Annotated in this window: 16 protein-coding genes; all 16 read left to right on the top strand. The window is 37.3% G+C overall.

What is annotated here, in order from left to right; translation table 11 throughout:
* Positions 1-49: 49 nt before the first annotated feature.
* The 16 genes from PGC14_RS11060 (at position 50) to PGC14_RS10985 (ending at position 20,663) form a co-directional block, all read left to right on the top strand.
* Positions 50-2,713 (top strand): hypothetical protein, encoded by a 2,664-nt coding sequence (locus PGC14_RS11060; protein ID WP_271628939.1) that lies wholly within the window; start codon positions 50-52, stop codon positions 2,711-2,713.
* Between the two features lie 26 nt (positions 2,714-2,739).
* Positions 2,740-3,711, top strand: coding sequence for a phosphohydrolase (locus PGC14_RS11055; protein WP_271628938.1), 972 nt, complete (start codon positions 2,740-2,742; stop codon positions 3,709-3,711).
* Between the two features lie 24 nt (positions 3,712-3,735).
* Positions 3,736-4,299: a hypothetical protein gene (locus PGC14_RS11050; protein WP_127352763.1), complete on the top strand. Its 564-nt coding sequence runs from the start codon at positions 3,736-3,738 to the stop codon at positions 4,297-4,299.
* A gap of 215 nt (positions 4,300-4,514) precedes the next feature.
* Positions 4,515-5,336 (top strand): hypothetical protein, encoded by an 822-nt coding sequence (locus PGC14_RS11045; RefSeq protein WP_271628937.1) that lies wholly within the window; start codon positions 4,515-4,517, stop codon positions 5,334-5,336.
* Between the two features lie 34 nt (positions 5,337-5,370).
* The gene (locus PGC14_RS11040) at positions 5,371-7,368 is read left to right on the top strand and encodes an HlyD family efflux transporter periplasmic adaptor subunit (protein WP_271628936.1); all 1,998 of its coding nucleotides are present in this window, start codon (positions 5,371-5,373) and stop codon (positions 7,366-7,368) included.
* A 24-nt stretch (positions 7,369-7,392) separates the two neighbouring features.
* The gene (locus tag PGC14_RS11035) at positions 7,393-8,070 is read left to right on the top strand and encodes an ABC transporter ATP-binding protein (protein ID WP_271628935.1); all 678 of its coding nucleotides are present in this window, start codon (positions 7,393-7,395) and stop codon (positions 8,068-8,070) included.
* Positions 8,071-8,073: 3 nt separating this feature from the next.
* Positions 8,074-9,252 carry an ABC transporter permease gene (locus PGC14_RS11030; RefSeq protein WP_271628934.1) on the top strand — a complete coding sequence of 393 codons (1,179 nt, stop codon included), beginning with the start codon at positions 8,074-8,076 and terminating at the stop codon, positions 9,250-9,252.
* Positions 9,253-9,272: 20 nt separating this feature from the next.
* Positions 9,273-12,500: an S-layer homology domain-containing protein gene (locus PGC14_RS11025; protein WP_271628933.1), complete on the top strand. Its 3,228-nt coding sequence runs from the start codon at positions 9,273-9,275 to the stop codon at positions 12,498-12,500.
* A 138-nt stretch (positions 12,501-12,638) separates the two neighbouring features.
* Positions 12,639-12,887: a ribbon-helix-helix protein, CopG family gene (locus PGC14_RS11020; RefSeq protein ID WP_271628932.1), complete on the top strand. Its 249-nt coding sequence runs from the start codon at positions 12,639-12,641 to the stop codon at positions 12,885-12,887.
* Between the two features lie 1,073 nt (positions 12,888-13,960).
* Positions 13,961-14,716 carry a DeoR/GlpR family DNA-binding transcription regulator gene (locus tag PGC14_RS11015; protein ID WP_271628931.1) on the top strand — a complete coding sequence of 252 codons (756 nt, stop codon included), beginning with the start codon at positions 13,961-13,963 and terminating at the stop codon, positions 14,714-14,716.
* Between the two features lie 25 nt (positions 14,717-14,741).
* The gene (gene pfkB / locus PGC14_RS11010) at positions 14,742-15,674 is read left to right on the top strand and encodes a 1-phosphofructokinase (RefSeq protein ID WP_011917940.1); all 933 of its coding nucleotides are present in this window, start codon (positions 14,742-14,744) and stop codon (positions 15,672-15,674) included.
* A 4-nt stretch (positions 15,675-15,678) separates the two neighbouring features.
* On the top strand, positions 15,679-16,128 hold the full coding sequence (locus tag PGC14_RS11005) for a PTS sugar transporter subunit IIA (protein ID WP_011917939.1): 450 nt from the start codon (positions 15,679-15,681) through the stop codon (positions 16,126-16,128).
* Between the two features lie 18 nt (positions 16,129-16,146).
* On the top strand, positions 16,147-17,508 hold the full coding sequence (locus tag PGC14_RS11000; protein WP_271628930.1) for a PTS fructose transporter subunit IIC: 1,362 nt from the start codon (positions 16,147-16,149) through the stop codon (positions 17,506-17,508).
* A 66-nt stretch (positions 17,509-17,574) separates the two neighbouring features.
* Complete coding sequence (locus PGC14_RS10995) at positions 17,575-17,835, top strand: HPr family phosphocarrier protein (protein WP_011917937.1); 261 nt, start codon at positions 17,575-17,577, stop codon at positions 17,833-17,835.
* Positions 17,836-17,859: 24 nt separating this feature from the next.
* The gene (ptsP, locus tag PGC14_RS10990) at positions 17,860-19,530 is read left to right on the top strand and encodes a phosphoenolpyruvate--protein phosphotransferase (protein ID WP_039766686.1); all 1,671 of its coding nucleotides are present in this window, start codon (positions 17,860-17,862) and stop codon (positions 19,528-19,530) included.
* A 167-nt stretch (positions 19,531-19,697) separates the two neighbouring features.
* Positions 19,698-20,663, top strand: a complete 966-nt coding sequence (locus tag PGC14_RS10985) for an acetylxylan esterase (protein WP_011917935.1) — start codon at positions 19,698-19,700, stop codon at positions 20,661-20,663.
* Positions 20,664-20,713: the final 50 nt, after the last annotated feature.

The following is a 20,713-nucleotide window of genomic DNA, read 5'->3' as shown; positions in this document are numbered from 1 at the left end:
ACCTAAATAGATAAAAAATTTATTGGAAAAGGGAGGTTCGAAGCATATTATGATTAAAAAAGCAAGAAGGTTTTCCAGGGTAGTTGCTGCAATAACTGTGTTGGTGTTTGTCTTAAGCACAGTGGCTTTTGCAGCAATACCAAACGGTACTCTTGTTGTTGGAAACAAAGCGTATGATTTGAACTATGTAGTAAATCCTGCAAACGAGAATGAAATTCGTCAGGCAATAACTACATCTGGAAATCAGATTTACTTTAAAGGTTATGACGGTAAATGGGTGGATTTGAACAATCAACCAGTAAGCTCCTCAGTAATACCAGCGGTAACTTACAAGGATAAAAATGGAAATACAACTCAATATGCAGCTGGGGATACAGATGTTTCTAATGAATTTTCATTAAAAATGTCAGCACTAAAAACACAACTTGTTGCAGATGGTGCAGATAATACTATTGTAAGTGTTGCTGTTTACAAAGGAGCTGAGCTTGATCAAAACTTTAAAGGAACTGTAAGATTTACTTCTTTGAAAGGTGCAACATTTGCAAAAAGCTTAGTTGCATTTGATAAAGGAATTGCATCAGTACAATTGACATCAATATCGTCAGCAACAGTTATACATGATACCATTATAGCTGCTATTGCTGATGCTGAAAACCAAGAATATATAGGAAAAACTGCACAGATAAGCATTGATTATGTTCCTGCATCGGCATCACAAGAGGTAGGTGAAAAGGTATTTATAACATATGCTGAAAGTGATAGAGCAAGTGATGTTTTTGTTCAATTTAACAAGCCATTTGATTTTACTAAGTTATATCAAGATTGGATAGTTAATGGTACAATAAAAGTTAATGGAAATAATCCTGTTGACATAATAAAAATTGATGATAGAACAGTTAAGTTAGTTTTGGACGAAGATCATGCATTAACAGACAACTCTCAAATAACAGTTTCTGGTATAAGCAGTGGAGTAAATGGGGCATTAATAGATGGATCTTATACATTTAATTTAGTAGATGCAAAGGCGCCAGAAGCAGTTGGCGTTACAAATCCTGATTATAGGACTATTGTAGCAGAATTTACAGAACCTGTTTCAATGACTGAAGCTGAAAAGGTGGCAAACTGGGTTTTGAATGGTCATCAATTGACATCAGCTGATGTTGCATTTATAAAAGTTGGAAGAGATGTAAATAATGATGGTGTTATAAAAGCAATTGATGTAGTATCGTATGATATAACAACTCACACTGATAATAGAAACTTTGTAACTATACAATTAACACCAACGGGAATGAGTTATTTAAAAGAGGCAGGCAAGGTTAATTTGTTGCAAGCATACAATATAATAGACTATGCAGGATTGACAGATGTAACAGGTCAAAACAAAGCAACAACACAGGAATTCACATTTACTACACCTCAACCGCCTGCAGCACCAACAATTTCAGATGTTGTAATGGATTCGCCAGAGCAGTTTAGAGTAAAATTCTCTACAGAGGTTCAAAAGAAAGATACTAATGGAACACCACTTGATGCAAATGATTTCAAATTTGAGTATCAAAATGGCGTAGATGCTAATAACAACCCTGTGTGGGTTACAGTTAACCTTGAAAATACTCCAACGCATGTAAATGACACAACAAATGGTATCTTTGCAGTTGTAACTCCTTTAAGCAATAAAGAGTATCTTATCGAACTTGAAGTTGATTGGACAAAGATATTGAATACTCTAGCAACAAATCATAATTACTATACACCAAATTATAATAAAGTGAAAATAACTGCATTAAAATCTAATATTGAGAACTTATTAGGTGTTGATATGGCTGAAGATCAATCAAAGACTGTAACAATGACACTTGATGCTCAATCACCAACAATTGCAGATGCAAAACAGATAATTATTAATAATATTCCGCAACAAGCATTTTATGTAAAAATGAGCGAACCAGTACAAATGAACACTGGCAATAGTGCAAAAGATACAAAAGAACTAACACCATCACAAACACAAGAGGCAGGTACTGGGATACCGACACCAACATTCCAGTTTGTAAGCGAAGATTTAACAAAAACGATTGATGGTGAATTGGGTAATCCAATAAATGATTCTGATACTGAATTTGTAGTTGTTCCAAAACAAACATTAGATGCTGGTAAGTGGACTATCTACATCAGGTCAATTTCAGATGATGTGGGTAATACTTCAGCAACAGTTAGCTATGTATTGCAAGTTCAAGGAGTTTCTTCACCAACTGGAGAAGCAAAGATTATCTGGGCTGATGCACATGATAATGTAGATACTGATGCTACTCCTGACGGAATTGCTGATTATGATATTGTTCACATTCAATTTGGAACTATAATGAGCTACGACGCGTTGAAGACAAACATTTATACAATAAACGGAAAGGTGTTACCTCAAGGTACAATGATTACATCAGAGATCCAACCTTATATGGATTTGAATAATGATGGAACACTTGATCAAAATGACTTGTGTGGAACAAGGGTAACAATTTGGTTGCCGAAGAATTTCCTTGGTAACATTAGTGATACTCCAGTTAATACTACCGACTATGATAATAGTAAACATACACCTGATATCCTTAATGTAAGCAAGACTTTGACTGATGAAAATGGTAATGCAATTAGTGGTCTAACAGAGGTTCAATTAACATATGTACTATCTGGATATTCAATAAAACACTAATTGTTCTTTCTTTAGCAAACATAAGGGTGGGTATTATTCATACCCACCCTTATGTTTTATGGCTTTATAATAAGACTCTGTATTTAGCAACTCAAACAGAGATAGGGGATTATATTCATGAGATAGGAGAGAGATTCAGAAAACTCTACGGTAAAGAGTATGATATTACTCCTGAGCTGATTTGTTCTATATACAAAGGAGAAAATATAGAAAATCCTGATTTCATGTTTCTAAGAAAGTTTATGGACAGTGAATTAGACTGTGACAAGATGGATTATCTTTTACGAGATTCACTTTACTGTGGAGTAAGCTATGGAAAGTTTGATTTAGAAAGGTTAGTAAACACTCTTACTATTTGGAAGAATGATGAAGGCATACTTCATCTTGCTATTGAAAAAGGCGGAATGCATGCTTTTGAAGAGTTTGTTCTGGCTCGATATTTTATGTTTACACAAGTTTACTTTCACAAAACTCGAAGGTTCTTGGATAATATGCTTTTTTCTTTTTTGAAGTCTGTTTTGAAAGAGGGTAAATATCCCAAAGATATTAGCGAATTTTTAGAATATGACGATGTAGCTATCTGTGAACTTATCAGAGAAAAGAGCAAAGAAAATGAATGCGCAGAAAGACTTTTAAAGAGAAAGATAATGAGCTGTATTTATGAAACACCGCCTCATGCTAACAAAGATCAAGAATCTATTTATAATTTGATAAAAAACAGTCTCATACAAAAAATTGGCAAAGAAAATCTTCTTTTTGATTCGGCTGACAAAATGATTCATCAGATACCTGTAAAATATGAACTTGATAGTGAAAAAGCAATCCCTATAATAGACGAGAAAAACAAAGAAGTGATGTCTATAAGTATTGCTTCAGAGGTTATAAAAAAGATGACTGAACCAATAAATATAAAAAGGATATATGTTACTGAGGATAAAAAGGAAGAAGCAGAGGAAATAGTAAATGAAATACAGAATATGATGAAACGTTCAAATTAAAAAGGGGAGGGAGGTACCTACATTATGAAAGAAAATAGAGACCTGATATTGTGGTATTTGATAAAAGAGTTTACTAAACATTGCTCACGTACAGGAAACAAAGTAGGTAAGAAGTTTTTGCAAAAAGTGGTGTATTTGCTGCAGAGAAAGGGATTAAACCTTAACTATAATTTTTCGATTCACTATTATGGTCCGTACAGTAGCCAGTTAGAATATGATATACACAGATTAGAAATGAATAGATTAGTACGAATTGATCCAAAAGATGGATACACTCATGAAATAATTCCTGAAGAAGTATCTGATGATGAAAAATATTTGAGCCATCATGATATAGAGATGATAGACTCAAAAGAGATTAAAGATTTAATAAAAAACTTGTCGAGCTTTAACGCTTCTGAATTGGAGTTAATTGCAACAGTGGATTACGTGATAAATCAACTAAAAATTCGAGGGACTGATGAGCTTAATAAAAAAGAAATTATAGAAAAAGTGAAAAGGTTAAAAGGCAATAAATACACCGAGAAAAAAATAGAGGAAGCCATTAAGTTTTTAGAAGAAAACGGTTTTGTAAAAATAGAGGGTTAGACTGATGAAAAAGATAATGTTATTATCTTCGCTAAATTTTTCTGGTTATGACTAAAAGCGAGGTGGGTATTTAGCCCACCTTTTTTATTTTCCTCATTTCACAATTTCCACATTTCATTAAAATTTGTTTATAAAAATTTAAAAATTTATTCACAAATTATTGCTAATATATTTTAAAGAGGAAAAATCTTCATAGAAGGAGGCAGAAATAGAAAATGAGAATGCCAAAAAGCCTAAAAGCTTATATGTCCCTTATGTTAATATTGACTTTTATAATTGCAGTGTTGATCTTACCATGGAATATATCATATGCCCAATCGAACAGTGCTCAAAATTCCCAGCCAGATTTAATTGGCGTTGTAAAAAGTATCTCTGGCAGTAAAATCACAATCTACATCGCAAAGCTCTCTTCTCAAAGCGATGGTAGAGGATTTGGAAGAGGTAGAATTGAGCTGACTAACAAGACACAGACAATCACAGTTTCAAGCAAAACATCAATCGTAACAAGAGTATTTCAAAATGGTCAGATAACAGAGAAGAAGTTATCCACAAAGGACTTAAAGGCAAACAACATCTTGTACATCTGGTATGCAGATAGCAAAAAGAAAACCATCTCAAGAATTCTTGTCCAGGGTACATACAACCCGTATCAGACACCAGAAGCTATTGGTATTGTCAAAAAAGTTGAGTCAAACAAAATAACCATAACAGTTGCAACAATACAAAGACCACAGCCAAGGCAAAACACATCAAACAATCAACCTCAGCAAAGAATGGCTTCTCAAGTACCTCAAGGTGGAATTAGCAGAGACATGATGAATCTAAAGCTATCAAACCAGACAAAAACAATAGCAATTTCAAAGTCAACAGTAATTGTTACAAGAACATTTCAAAATGGTCAGATGACAGAAAAAAAGCTGACAGTCAAGGATTTAAAAGCAAACAACATTGTCTACATCTGGTATTCTGACAGTAAAAAAACAACTGCAAAAAGGATTATGGTTATGGGAACATACAGCCAGAGCAGTTCAAAGTAAAAAAGCAGAAAAGTGTGAAAGGAAGGGTGTGCATATGGCATTTAAAATTAAATCATTAAAAACTCCAAAGATTAAGATTGGGTTTAAAAACAAAGCTGCAAAAAGGATTATAGTTTCTATATTAGTTGTAGCCATATTAGCGGCAGGTGGGTTTGGTATTTACAAGTTCATTCAGGGCAAAAAGGATCAAACGCAAACAGTTCAGCAGAGAACGGCAAGAGTGACGCGAGGAGACATAACTGTCACCGTTTCGGGCTCTGGGCCGATTGAGTCTGCTCAGAGTGTTGATTTGACATCTACTGTCAGCTCAACAATAACAAGAGTCAACTTTAACGATGGCGACACAGTCAAAAAAGGAGATATCATATTTGAGCTTGAAAGCCAGGATGCAAAGGACAGGATTGATTCAATTAAGAGCCAGATTGAGGATGTAAGCTCTTCAATTGCAGATGTTCAGGAGAGCATCAAAAACCTTGTTATCACCGCACCCATTTCAGGGTATGTTAAAAATCTGAATGCTCAAGAAGGAGACAGGGTTTCAAAAGGTTCAACCGTTTTGACAATAATTGATACATCAAAGCTGAAAGTTACATTACCATTTTCAGCAGCGCTTTTCGGCAAGGTCAAGATGGGTGCGCCAGCAGTTGTTTACATTCCTGATATTTCCCAGTCAATCCAGGGCACAGTAAGCTATCTTGGGAACACAACTTACACAAATGACTACGGTGGCAAAGTTTTTGATGTTGAAATAACAATCTCAAACCCCGGTGCACTGCAAGAAGGCATGAAAGCAAGTGCTGAGATTAAAGCAGGAAATGATGTGTATCTTAGCACACAGGATTCAACCTTGGAGTATGTAAACAAAGAAAATGTCAGGGCAAAGGTTGATGGTGAGGTTGAGGAGATTTTTGCAAGAAATAACCAGTTTGTTGAAAAAGGTACAGTCTTATTAAAGCTTTCAAACGATGACCTGTCAAAGCAACTCAAGAACTATCAGACACAACTTAAAAACTTGCAGGAGCAGCTAAAAGAGGCAGAGAGTAATTTAGAAAACTACTACATCAAAGCACCATTTGATGGAGTTGTAACCAATATAAACTTTAAAAAGGGTGATAGTATAAAACCAGGAGAAACTCTTGCAACTGTATTTGATAACAAAAATTTAGTATTTAGGGTTGACATAGATGAGCTTGATATTGCTAAAATAAAAGTAGGACAAAAAGTAAATATAACAGTTGATGCACTGCCGCAGACACAGACAGATCCGCTGACAGGAAAAGTAGCCAAAATCCCGCTTGAGGGAACAACCCAGAACGGTGTTACAACATACTCTGTTACAATTTCTATTGACAGTCCAAAAGACCTTAAAATTGGCATGAACGCAAACGCAGAAATAATAGTAAACCAGAAACAAGATATTTTGATGGTGCCGCTTGAAGCTGTCCAGAAATTCGGCAACAGGTACTTTGTGTTTGTAAAAAGCTCAAGTCAAAATAGCTCTCAAGAAGGGCAAAGTGGCGGATTTTTCCCACAGAGAGGTTTTGGAAATAGTCAGCAAAGTCAAAGCTCAAAACAGGACTTACAAAACTGGCCACAAAGGCAGCAGCAAGAAGGAAGCAGCACACAAAATACGCAGCAGTCGGCAAACAGCCAGTCAAGAGGTTCATGGTCACAAAATAGCCAGGGTACAAGCAGTTTTTCCCAGCAGCGAGCAAGAAGGATGGCAAGTTTGCTGGGGAGCAGCTACTACAAAGGCGCAGTTTTGCGACCTGTTGAGGTTGGTATAAACAATGACTCATACATCGAGATTGTAAGCGGACTTAGCGAAGGCGATATCGTTGTCCTGCCACCACTTTCAACAGGCTCAACAAGGACACAGACGCAAACTCGGCAGGGATTTAACATAATGGGCGGGTTTGGCGGACCAGGTGGTGGAATGCCAGGCGAGTTCAGACAGTTCAGACAAAACCGAGGTGGCACCGGCACAAGGAATCAGTCATCTGGTTCTCAGGGGAGTAACACAAACAGGTAATTAAAAAGAAGGTGAAAGCTTGCTATGATTGAACTTTATGATATTTACAAAATCTACAAGATGGGCGAGAATGAGGTGTATGCTTTAAACGGTGTTAGCTTGAAAATCAACCCTCACGAGTTTGTTGCAATAGTTGGACCATCCGGCTCAGGAAAATCAACTCTTATGAACATCATAGGCTGTCTTGACACACCAACATCTGGCACATACATACTGGATGGTCATGAAGTCAGCAGGCTAAATGACAACCAGCTTGCAGAGATTCGAAACAGCAAGATAGGCTTTGTATTTCAAAACTTTAACTTAATACCACAGCTCACAGCTCTTGAAAATGTTGAGCTTCCTTTAATCTACAAAGGGACTCCAGCATCAACACGTCACAAGCTTGCCAAAGAAGCTCTTGCAAGGGTTGGCTTGGAACATAGAATGCATCACAGACCAAGAGAGCTATCTGGCGGTCAGCAGCAGAGAGTTGCAATTGCAAGGGCGCTTGTCACAAGCCCGGCAATAATTCTTGCTGATGAGCCAACAGGAAACTTGGACTCAAAATCAGGTGCTGAAATAATGCAAATATTTAAGGAACTTCATGCACAGGGTAGTACAATTGTTTTAATTACACACGACAACAACATAGCAGCTCAGGCAAGAAGAATTGTGCGGATTCAGGACGGTCAAATAATAGAGGACAAGGAGGTGAGCTGACAGGTGGCTCAGTTTGCTTTGGCTTTCAAGATGGCAATAAAGAGCATCCTTTCAAATAAGCTAAGGTCTTTTCTTACTATGCTTGGTGTCATCATCGGTATCTGGGCGGTGATTGCAGTTGTTGGGCTTGCCCAGGGAAGCACCAAAAGCATAACAGACAGGCTTCAAAGGCTTGGGACAAATCTAATACAGATAAATATTACAGGAAGAAACAGCAACAGAAATGTCACGTATGAAGAGCTTCAGCAGTTTGCCGAGCAGCACCAAGACGACATTGAGGCAATAGCTCCAACTGTATCGAGCTCTGTCACGCTCAAGTATGGGACAAACACCCACGATACAACCCTGGTTGGAACAACAGCAGACTACAGCCTTGTGAGAGATGTCAACGTCAGCCGCGGAAGGTTTATTTTGCCCATTGATGTGGACTACCGTCAAAAGGTTGCGCTTGTTGGGACGTACATCGTAAAGGATTTGTTCAACGGACAAAACCCTATAGGGCAAAAGATAAAGATAAACGGGCAGATATTCACAGTTGTTGGTGTTTTAGAAGAGCGTGCAAATTCACAGGAGCAGTCAGACGATGACCAGGTGATAGTCCCTGTAACAGTTGCACAAAGGCTTACACGAAACGCAATAATCCGAAACTTTGCAATAAAAATCACAGATGGCAACAGAAGCGAAGCTGTGATGAACTATCTCAACGATTTTCTCATGAAGATTTATAACAACTCTACAGCTTTTAGAGTTTTCAACACAGCCCAGCTACTTGACACCTTAAACAGTGTGACCCAGACACTCACACTCATGCTTGCCGGGATTGCTGCAATTTCGCTGATTGTTGGTGGAATTGGCATCATGAATATCATGCTTGTGTCTGTGACAGAGAGAACAAGAGAGATTGGAATCAGAAAAGCAATCGGCGCAAAGAGAAGAAACATACTTGTTCAGTTTTTGATAGAGGCATCTGTTGTGACAGGGCTTGGTGGAATAATCGGGATTATTTTGGGTTATGTAACAATCAATTTGATGTCAAAGCTGAATGTTGCAACAGCAATATTTTCGATACCGTGGGCAATATTGGCATTTACAATATCACTTGCAATAGGCATTGTGTTTGGACTGTTCCCAGCATCAAAAGCATCGCGCCTCAACCCGATAGAAGCGCTAAGATACGAATAAAACTGGAGGGGATATGAAAGATGAGAAAAAAGTTTTTGACAGCCATTTTACTACTTGGTTTTGTGCTTATAAATTTTAGTTTGTCATCTGCTTTCGCTGCATACAAGGATATTCCAGCAAATGCAAGCTACAAACAGGCTGTAGAGAAGTTAAATAAGCTTGGAATTCTTGTTTACAAGGACTATTTCAAGCCAAATGCTGCTGTCTTACGCGGTGAGTTTGCAGCTGCGATTGTCAAGATCTCAAACGCAGAGGATGAGGCAAACCTTCAGAAAGGGTATTCACAGTATCCTGATATAAAGCCGGCTACTGCGCTTTGCGGATATGTCAATTGGGCAGTAAAGAAGAAATACATGACACCAATGGCAGACGGCAGATTTAATCCAAACGGCCCGATTACCTTTGCCCAGGCAACAACTGCTATTGTAAGGATGCTTGGGTACTCTGACTCAGACCTTTCTGGCATCTGGCCACAAAACTACATTGACAAAGCATCTGAGCTTGGGCTTATAAAAGGAATAAACCTTTCTGCTTCGCAAAAGGTTCCGCGCTGGGCTGTAGCATTGATGTTATCAAGGCTTCTTGACACTGAGGTCAAAAGCGGTGGAAATCAAGCTCAATCTACCCAGTCAGCTTTAAGTGGAGTATCAGCATCAAACCAAAGCAGCAGCGGCATAAAATTTTCTGAATATGTTGGGCTTTACAAATCGTATGTTGTACTCGATACTGGCAAGACATCATCAAAGCTTCTTCCAAATGAGGTTTTGACAGATAGCGGAGTGCTTGTGAATGCAACAAAAACGCAACTTGAAGTTGGGAAAAAGTACATGCTTCAGGTTGATAGCAATAAAATCACGAAAGTGTTTGGCACAGAAAACTACTCTTTCCAGATTGTCAGCACAAAGGTAAGCAGCAAGACTGTATATTACAAGGAAAGTGGAAAGACAAAATCAATAACTTTGCCCTCTTCGGCAACATACTATTACAACGGCTTAAAGCAGAGCTATGATGCAATTGAAAATGTTCTAAAACCGAACCAGAAAATAAGCTTTATATATTCTGAAGATAGGAGCAAAGTGGACTTTGTTGTAATTTCCGACATATATGCACAAGAGATTTATGGAAACTACGATGAGGTTTTGATTTTGGCAACTCCCAAAACATCATCGGCACTGGATGCAAACCAGGTTCAGACAGACAAGGGAATATACTTTGTTGCATCTTCGATAAAACCTGAAAACCTTGAAATTGGAGCAAAGTATGGAGTGTATATAAAAGATGATACAATCACAGTAGCTTTGCAAAAGGTATGGGTATCTGACAAGTTTACCATCAAAAATATAGATGATTACACACTTGATGTTGAGCAAAACGGCAAGACACAGAAGATTCAGCTATCAAGCAAACCTGTATATTACTATCAGGGGACAAAACAGAGCTATGAAAATCTGCCAAGCATTTTAAAAGAAGACCAGATACTTTATGTATCAAAAGACCCTGACACAGGCAAGGTTATGGCATATGTTATTCAAGACCCATACGGTACACAGTACGGGAATTATATTGAGGCAATAGTTTTGCAGGATGCACTTTTAAACTCAAGCCTTGAGACCAACCAGGTTATGACTGACAAGGGCATCTTTTACCTTCCATCTGCTGATACAAAGCTTGAAATAGGTGCAAAGTACGGACTTTATGTTAAAAACGATAAGATAACTCTTGTTGTAAGGAAGTTGAATAATACTCAGCAATATGAGGTAACAGATGTTGTAGGTGATACTAACATCAAGCTAAAAGGTACTCAGGGGCAGGAGAACATTATTCTGCCTCAAAAGCCGGTTTATTATTACAATGGTGCAAAAACAAACTACCTTGAGCTCAAGAATGTGCTAAAAGTGGGTCAGAAAATCTATTTTGGTTTTGCAAAGGATGGCAAGACATACGAATACGTTGTAATTCAGGACCCATACTCTCTTGAGTATGGCACATACACAGAGGTCATAGTGATGGCAGATAGCATTTCGTCGAGCAAGCTTGCAACAAACGAGGTTCTAACAGACAAGGGCATATATGTTGTGGGAAGATCTGCAGGAAAGCTTTCTGTTGGTGCAAAGTATGGTGTGTACATCAAAGATGATACAATCACCAAGGTTGTGAAAAAGCTTAACAACGTGGAGTCAGCGGAGATCACGGGAGTGGTTAGTGATACAAATGTAAAGCTCAAAAAAGGAAGCAGTGAAAATACCATGTTTCTTCCTCAAAAACCTACGTACTATTACAATGGAAATAAGCTCAGCTATGACCAGCTAAAGAGCATTCTCAAAACAGGTCAGAAAATCTATTTTGGCTACAACCAGACAGGAAGTTCGTATGAGTATGCAATCATCCAGGACCCATATTATGATGAGTATGGAACATACATGGAAGTTATTGTAATGGGAACAAGTAAGGTAACAAAAGGTCTTGCAGAAAATGAAGTTTTAACAGACAAGGGCATTTTGACCCTGCCGTCAAACCAGAACGCAAGCTTAGAGCTTGGCGCAAAATATGGGCTTTATGTTGATTCAGATAACGATATAACGTTTATATACAAGAAGTTCAACTCAACAGATGGCATGACAGTTGTGTATGCTCTTGGAAGCAAAGTAACAGTGGATAAAGGTGGAACACAGGTTGAGATGACTCTGCCACAGAACATAACCTACTACTATAACGGCACAAAGATTGACTACTCACAGGTGCTTCAGAAGATGCAAAGGGCAACATCGCTTGTGTTTGGGATATCAACACAAAAGAGAGGGTACGACTACTGTGTAATATTTGACCCGGTATACAGCAAGCCATACCTTGCAAACGAGCAGACATATCTGACCTTAAAAGCAGGTGATTTGGATATAAGTGGTAGCAGTAAAGTTATAAAAGACGGGGATGTTGTGGATTACAGCTATATTCAGAAAAACGATGTTGTCTACGCTGTGACAGACATCTGGGGCGGCAACAAGTTCATACTTGTTGTAGATGATAAGGTTGAGGGTTATATCAAGAGCTACCAGCCAACAAGGTTCACACCAAAGTCTATTGTTGTGAGCGTATATGACCAGGCGTCAGGAAAGCTTGTAGACAAGACATACGAGGTGAGCGAAGACTTTGACCCATTTGTGCTTCTTTCTGACACCTTCAAAGTTGGTCAGAGAGTGTACCTCATCTTAGGGTACGATGGCAAAGTTGTGAGCATGGTAAATCCATAAAAAAATATTTATTTAACTGGCTTATGGTAAAAGGGACTGTTCCAAATTTTTTGGCACAGTCCCTTGTTTTTATTTTAAGAAAATTTTTTCAATGCAGTATACTATTAAGTAGATAAATTAATCTACGAGGTGATGATTATGGCAAATAAAACGACAACAATAAGAGTGGATGTTGAAACATATAAAAGTTTAAAGAAACTTTCAGAGCAGCTCAATCAACCAATGCAAAAAATAATTCAGGAAGCCCTTGCAGAATACAAAAGGAAAATTTTACTTTCAGCTACTGCTGAAGCTTTTGCAGTTCTTAAAGAAAACAGTAAGCTGTGGCAGGAAGAAGTTGAAGAAAGACAACTGTGGGAAAATACATTGCAGGATGGGATTGAATAATGAGTGCAAGAAGAGGAGAAATATGGATGGTTTGGGTGAGAAGGTAGCATAGAAAAGATAAAGCCATTGTCATATTCAATTTTAAATCGGGTTTCCTCTTTTTGGAGGGTCAAAAATTCATCGTATGTGTAATATTCATATTTGTTTAAAAAGCTTGTTTCCAACTTATACCCACCTTTGCTCAAAACACAAACTTTTCTCTTTAATAATTGTACCACAAACTTTTTACTCTGTACCATATTAGAAAATTGGCTTGATAAGCCTTTATACTTAAACAAGGCGTATAGATTTTGTTGCAAAAAAACAATTAAAAAAGGATTAGAACCGACCTGAGTATATTTGAAAAATACTTTGCCCTGACAGGTAAAATTGTGTATAAGAAAAAGGGAAAACATGGCAGGAAAAGCAAACTTTAGGAAGTGAAAAATTTTTTAAATTTGCAGAAGATAAGATACTGAAAAAGATAGGCTACTTTTTTGTCTTGAAGCCTGCGAATATTTACACTAAGATATTTTCTAATATAACTTCTAATTGAGCAAAAAGCTGTTTTATTATAAGTCGAGAAAATTGGGGAAAATCTAGGCAATTTAAAGAAAAATATAGTTTATGCCAGAAAATTGGCGAAATAATATATCAAAAAACGATTTTGACATTCTAAAAATACAGGATAAAATTTGCATAGAAATTTCCAGGGACAAGTTAACATAAAAAGAGGTTTTTGTTAGTATGTTCTTATATGTTTTTTAATATTGACAAGATTATAATTTAATGGAAAGTTGACCTAATACGGAAATAATACAAATTCAAGGGCCGCTAAGCGTGAGCAGCGGTCCTTTTTAATTTGCACAATTAATTTATTCTATCTTTAGAGTTTTTTTGATAGACACCTTATACAATATTAGTTCGCTTATTTTGTTCAAATTTTACGTTTCTCTATGTAGTCTGCCAAAAATTTTTGTTTAAAATAGCTTGACAAGAAAACTTTCATATCCTATAATAAAATCAATCACAAATGAGCATATTAAGTCACAAATAATCATAAAAAATGAGCATAATTGAGAAAAGGTGATACTATGTTTGCAGAAGAGAGAAAAAGCAAAATAGCCCAGATGATAAAAGAGGGAAAGAGTGTTAAAGTAAATGAGCTGGCTAAACTATTTGGTGTGTCAGAGTCAACAATCAGAAGGGATTTGAATGAGCTTGAGAGTCTTGGGATTGTCAAAAGGACTCATGGTGGGGCAGTAAACAATTTTGCAACTACGTTTGAGCTATCATTTGCTGAAAAAGAGGACAGATTCGCAAAAGAAAAAGAATATATAGGAAAGCTTGCTGCAAAATATATTGAGGATGGAGATACTATAATCTTAGATTCAGGAACTACAACTCAATACATAGCAAGGAATATAAAAGCAAAAAATGTAATAGTAATAACAAATTCGGTTAATATAGCAAATGAACTTTCAAACAGAGAGGATATTGAAGTAATTGTTACAGGTGGGGTGATAAGATCAAAGACAAAAGCTTTGGTTGGAGATATTACTCAAAGTACTTTAAAGCAGTTCAGATGCGACAAGGCATTTATTGCTGCAAATGGTGTATCTATTGAGTTTGGTGTTACAACTCCCACTCATTTAGAGGCAGCTGTAAAAAGAACGATGATAGAAAATGCAAAAGAGGTGTTCTTAGTTGCAGATAGCTCAAAATTTGGGCAAGTCACATTTGCTCTCATTTGTCCAGTTGACAGATTAAATTATATTATTACTGACAAAATGGATGAAAAGCAAAAACAGGAATTTAAGGCGCTTGGGGTTGAGGTTATTACTGAGTAAAAATTTTGCAAGGTGGTAGATAAAATTGATATACACTGTTACATTAAATCCTGCAGTTGATATGACAATATACATCGATAGGCTTGAAAAAGGACAGGTAAATAGAAGCAACCACTATATGATTGATGCCGGCGGCAAAGGGATAAACGTGTCTAAGGTTATAAAGGCTTTAGGGGAAGAGTCAATTGCTTTGGGCTTTCTTGGTGAAGAGAATAAAGAGTGGTTTTTAAAGTACCTTCAAAGGTTTGGAATAAAAAATGACTTTATATTTGTCAAGGGGCTTACACGCACCAATATAAAGATTGTTGAATTAGAGACTAAAGAGTACACCGATTTGAATCAACCCGGATTTGAGATAACCGAAAATGATAAACAGTCCTTGTTTGAAAAAATAGAAAATACAGCTAAAAAAGATGACATTTTTGTTCTATCAGGAAGCCTTCCTGCAAATGCCGATGAAGAAATGTATTTTGAGATGATTGAAAAGCTAAAGCAAAAAGGGGCAATTGTAATCTTTGATGCAGAGGGGCAAGCTCTAAAAAGTGGTGTTGAGGCAAGGCCAGATGTCATAAAGCCTAACATCCATGAGTTTAAAACTCTTTTTGATGTAGATGAGAACGATATAAATTCGGTTATAGGATCAGCAAAAAAGCTAATTGAGATGGGGCTAAAAATTGTTTTGGTTTCAATGGGTGCAAATGGAGCAATTTTTGTAAGCGAAAGTACAGCCTTGTATGCAAAACCTTTCAAAGTTGATGTCAAAAGTACAGTGGGTGCTGGTGACTCAATGGTTGCAGCAATAGCTTATGGTATTTTTAAAAAGATGTCTGAGAAAGAGATGTTTAGGCTTGCCTGTGCTTGCGCAGCGGCAAAGATATCAAAAGAAGGTGTTAGAGCACCTGAGAAAAACCAGGTAGATTACTATTTTAAAAAAATAGAATTAGAGAGGTTGGGATGATGTTATGGATATAAAAGAGTTGTTTTCACCAAACCGACTATGTTTTGATTTAAAGGCTAAAACAAAGGAAGAGGTTATTGATGAATTAATTGACATTCTTTACAACGATGGAAAACTTACAGATAAAGAAAAATTCAAAAAAGCTGTAATGAAAAGAGAAGAAGAGTTTTCAACTGGAATAGGAATGGGAATAGCAATTCCACATGGGAAGGATAGTTCTGTTTTAGAGCCTTGTATAACTTTTGGTGTATCCAAAAGTGGAGTGGACTTTGACTCTATGGACGGAAAACCTACTCATATTTTCTTTCTGATTTCTGTCCCTGATAACGCTGCTGATACACATCTTCATGTGTTAAGCTTTATTTCAAGAAAACTTATGCATGAAGATGTTAGGGAAAAACTATATAATGCTAAGTCTTTTGATGATCTTATTAAAGCTTTTGAGCAAAATTAAAAAAGGAGGAATTAAAAAATGAAGATTGTGGCAGTAACATCTTGCCCCACTGGGATTGCTCACACGTACATGGCAGCAGAGGCACTTCAAATGGCGGCAAAAGAGCTTGGGGTTGAGATCAAGGTTGAAACAAGAGGGTCTGTTGGCGCAGAAAATGAGATAACACCGGAAGACTTAAAAGAGGCACATGCAGTAATACTTGCATGCGACACAAAGATTGATGAAGACAGATTCCAAGGATTGCCAATTGTACGAGCAAGTGTGAAGGATGCTATCAAAGACCCCAAAGGGCTTATTACAAAGGCTATGAACATGGAGAAGAAGGACTATGTTGATAAGGTCTTTGAGGCCAAGAAAGAAGCAAAAGAAAAAGCAACTGGTGTTTACAAGCATTTGATGACAGGTGTTTCTTATATGATTCCTTTTGTTGTCGCAGGTGGCACTTTAATTGCAATATCCTTTGCGTTTGGTATCAAAGCTTTTGAACAAAAAGGAACACTTGCAGCAGCGCTCATGGACATAGGCGGTGGTAGTGCGTTTTATCTCATGGTTCCAATACTGGCTGGCTTTATAGCATTTTCAATTGCAGACAGGCCTGGCCTTGTACCAGGAATGATAGGTGGGCTTTTAGCAAATAAGCTTGGAGCAGGTTTTTTAGGTGGCATTGTTGCAGGGTTTGCAGCCGGGTATTTAGTTGCATGGCTTAAGAAAACCATAAATCTACCAAAAACAATGGAAGGTTTAATGCCGGTATTGATCCTGCCTGTTTTGTCAACATTGATTATTGGTTTGGGTATGATATATGTTGTAGGCGAACCTGTTGCAGCTTTAAATAAAGCAATGACAGAATGGCTCAAAAGCATGAGCAGTGGCAGTGCTGTTTTACTTGGAATTATTTTAGGTCTTATGATGGCGTTTGATATGGGAGGACCTGTTAACAAAGCCGCATATACTTTTGCGGTATCAACTTTGGCAGCAGGTCAGCCATCAACAATAATGGCTGCAGTGATGGCAGCAGGTATGACACCACCACTTGGTTTGGCACTTGCAACCTTGATAGCAAAGGATAAATTTACAACAGAAGAAAGAGAAGCAGGAAAGGCTGCTTTCTTCCTTGGAATTTCATTTATAACCGAAGGTGCAATCCCGTTTGCTGCAGCTGATCCACTTAGAGTTATTCCATCTATAATGGTAGGTTCAGCTGTGACTTCTGCCTTGAGCATATTGTTTAAAGCCACATTAGCAGTGCCTCATGGTGGAATATTTGTTTTGCCAATTCCAAATGCAGTTGGTAATTTGCCATTATATGCAGTTGCAATTTTGATAGGTACCATTGTGACAGCACTTATGGTTTCGGCCTTGAAACCTAAAAAGGTATAAAGGTAGGGCAGGGCAGCCTGCCTTTTCTTCTTGTAAAAATAAATTTTATGCCTTGGAGGGAATAAAATGGTTGAGGCAAAAGTTATTCTGCAAAATCCAACAGGACTTCATGCAAGACCTGCTAGCATATTTGTCACACAGGCGGCTAAATTTAAAAGTGATATATTTATCGTCAAAGACGGCAAAGAAGTGAATGCAAAAAGCATATTAAATATTTTGGCAATAGGAGCCAAAAAAGGTGATGAGATTACTTTAAAGATTGCTGGTGAAGATGAAAAAGAGGCTTTAGATACTTTAGTAAAACTTCTTGAAGGTTTGAATGAGTAGAAAAAGATGGAGGTATAAATATATATGATCGCAGGAATACCTGTATCAGAAGGAATTGGAATTGGGAAAGCTGTAATTGTCAAAAAAGAATATAGCATAAAACGCTACAGCGTTGATAATACCGAAACAGAGATAGAAAGATTTATAGAGGCTATTGATAAAGCTAAAAAAGAGATTTCAGATATAAAAAAGCATGCAGAGCAAACTCTCGGCTTAGATAAAGCCATGATATTTGATGCACACCTTTTAATTCTTGATGACCCTGAGTTTGTCAAAATGGTGAAAGAAAAGATACAGCAAGGCACAAATGCAGAGTGGGCAGTTGATGAGTCAGCAAAGTTTTATGAAAGCTTGCTCTTGAGCTTGGATGATGAGTATATGAGAGAGAGGGCAAGCGATATTAAGGATGTGTCTAAAAGGCTTATCAGAATTCTTAGTGATGAAAGTCATTCAGAGGCAGATTTAAAAAATCTTGCTGAGGGTAGTATTATTGTGGCTGAGGATTTGACACCTTCTGAAACTGCTCAGATGGATAAAACAAGAGTAGCTGGTTTTGTAACTCAACAGGGTGGAAAGACATCTCACACAGCTATAATTGCCCGAACATATGAGATTCCTGCAATAGTAGGTGTAAAAGGTGCTCTTGAGAAAATAAAAGATGGTGATGTTGTAATTGTAGATGGATATCAAGGCACAGTTTTAATCAACCCTGATAAGCAGACACTTGAAGAATATGAAAAGAGAATGAACGAGGAAAAAAAGAAAAAGGAAAAACTAAAAAGATTTGTTGCAACAGAAGTTAAAACTAAGGATGGCAAAAGAATTAAGGTGTATGCCAACATCGCTCTTCCTGATGAGGCTGAGATTGCGATAAAAAATGGCGCAGAGGGAATTGGACTTTTCAGAACAGAGTTTTTGTTTATGAACCGCAGTTCACCACCTTCAGAAGATGAGCAGTTTGCTGCATACAAAGCTGTGCTTGAGAAGATGGAAGGGAAGCCTGTTATTATAAGAACATTGGATGTTGGGGGAGACAAAAATATTCCGTATTTGAACATAGAAAATGAGCTCAACCCATTTTTAGGTTACAGAGCAATAAGGCTTTGTTTAGGTCATAGGGAACTGTTTAAAACCCAGCTAAAAGCGCTTTTGAGAGCATCAATTTATGGGGATCTAAAAATAATGTTCCCTATGATAACCACTGCTGGCGAATTAAAAGAGGCAAAAAGCATTTTGCAAGAAGCTAAAGAAGAATTGAAAAAACAGGGAATTGAGTTTTCAGAAAAAATAGAAATTGGTATAATGATTGAAACTCCTGCTGCAGCACTTGTTTCAGACATTCTTGCCGATGAGGTAGACTTTTTCAGCATTGGCACAAATGACCTTATTCAATATACACTTGCAATTGACAGGACAAATGAAAAGGTCTCATACTTGTATGACCCATTAAATCCTGCAGTTTTGAGGTTAATTAAAATGACAGTTGAAAATGCGCACAAAAAAGGAAAAGAAGTTGGGGTTTGTGGAGAGATAGCTTCTGATGAAAAAATTGTACCAATATTGATTGGGCTTGGTGTTGATGAGCTTAGCGTAAATCCTGCAAAGATTTTGAGTATTAAAAAAAGAATATTAGATGTGATCTACGGAGCTGAAAAAGATAAAATAAATATGTACTTGCAAAAGGCTAATAATTAAGGCTGTTGCCGAAAAATGCGTGTAACAGCCTTTTTATTTTTGATAAGAGAATGGACAGATTTTATCAAAATATTGAGACAAGCCTAAAAAAATTAAGATATAACTGCTGCCACCAGTAGTTGTAAAATAAAAGATGAGAACAAAAACGAAAGGTGGTAGATTCAGTTATGGTATTTGATATGCCGCTTGATCAGCTCAAAACCTACATGGGAACAAATCCATGCCCGCCCGATTTTGACGAATACTGGCAAAAAGCTTTAAAAGAGATGGACGATGTTGATCCGCAGGTTGAAATTGTAAAAGAAACTTCAATTGAAGCACCTTATGCAGAGTGCTACAACCTCTATTTCACAGGGGTAAAAGGTGCGAGAATAAGATCACAACTTATAAAGCCCAAAAAGATTGAAAAACCTTGCCCAGCAGTGTTAAGTTTTCATGGATATGCTTGGTATTCAGGTGATTGGAGCGACAAGTTTGCTTTGGCAGCAGCTGGTTTTGTAGTTGCTGCAATGGATGTGAGAGGTCAAAATGGCTATTCAGAAGATGTTGGCGGGGTCAAAGGAAATACTGTCCATGGACATATTATAAGAGGCTTAGATGGAGACAAAGAAGACCTTTTATACAGACAGATTTTCTTGGACACAGCTGAGCTTGCAAAGATAATTGCCAATATGCCAGATGTAGACAGCAGCAAAATTGCCGCAATGGGATTTTCACAAGGTGGTGGCTTGGCACTGGCGTGTGGTGCGCTTTCACCTTATGTATCAAGAGTGATATCAGTATATCCTTTCTTGTGTGATTACAAAAGAGTGTGGGAGATGGACCTTGCAAAGGATGCGTATGAAGAAATTAGAACATATTTCAGGTTTAGAGACCCTCTTCATGAAAGGGAAGATGAAATATTTACAAAACTTGGGTACATAGACGTTCAGCACCTTGCAAAGTGGATAAAGGCAGAAGTTTTGATGGTAACAGGGTTAATGGACACAATATGCCCGCCATCTACTCAGTTTGCTGCGTATAACAAGATTCAGAGCAAAAAGCAAATGCTAATTTATCCTGACTTTGGACATGAACAGATTTTCTACTTGAATGACAGAATATTTATGTATCTTATGGAGATGTTAGAATGAGGATAAAAGAGAGTTGAATAATAATGCTTATTAGGGCTAAAGCTTCTGGA

Source organism: Caldicellulosiruptor sp. DIB 104C (assembly GCF_028198085.1).
Classification (GTDB): domain Bacteria; phylum Bacillota; class Thermoanaerobacteria; order Caldicellulosiruptorales; family Caldicellulosiruptoraceae; genus Caldicellulosiruptor; species Caldicellulosiruptor saccharolyticus.
The sequence above is the reverse complement of the archived record's forward strand: the minus strand, read 5'-3'. Positions and strand labels throughout refer to the sequence as shown.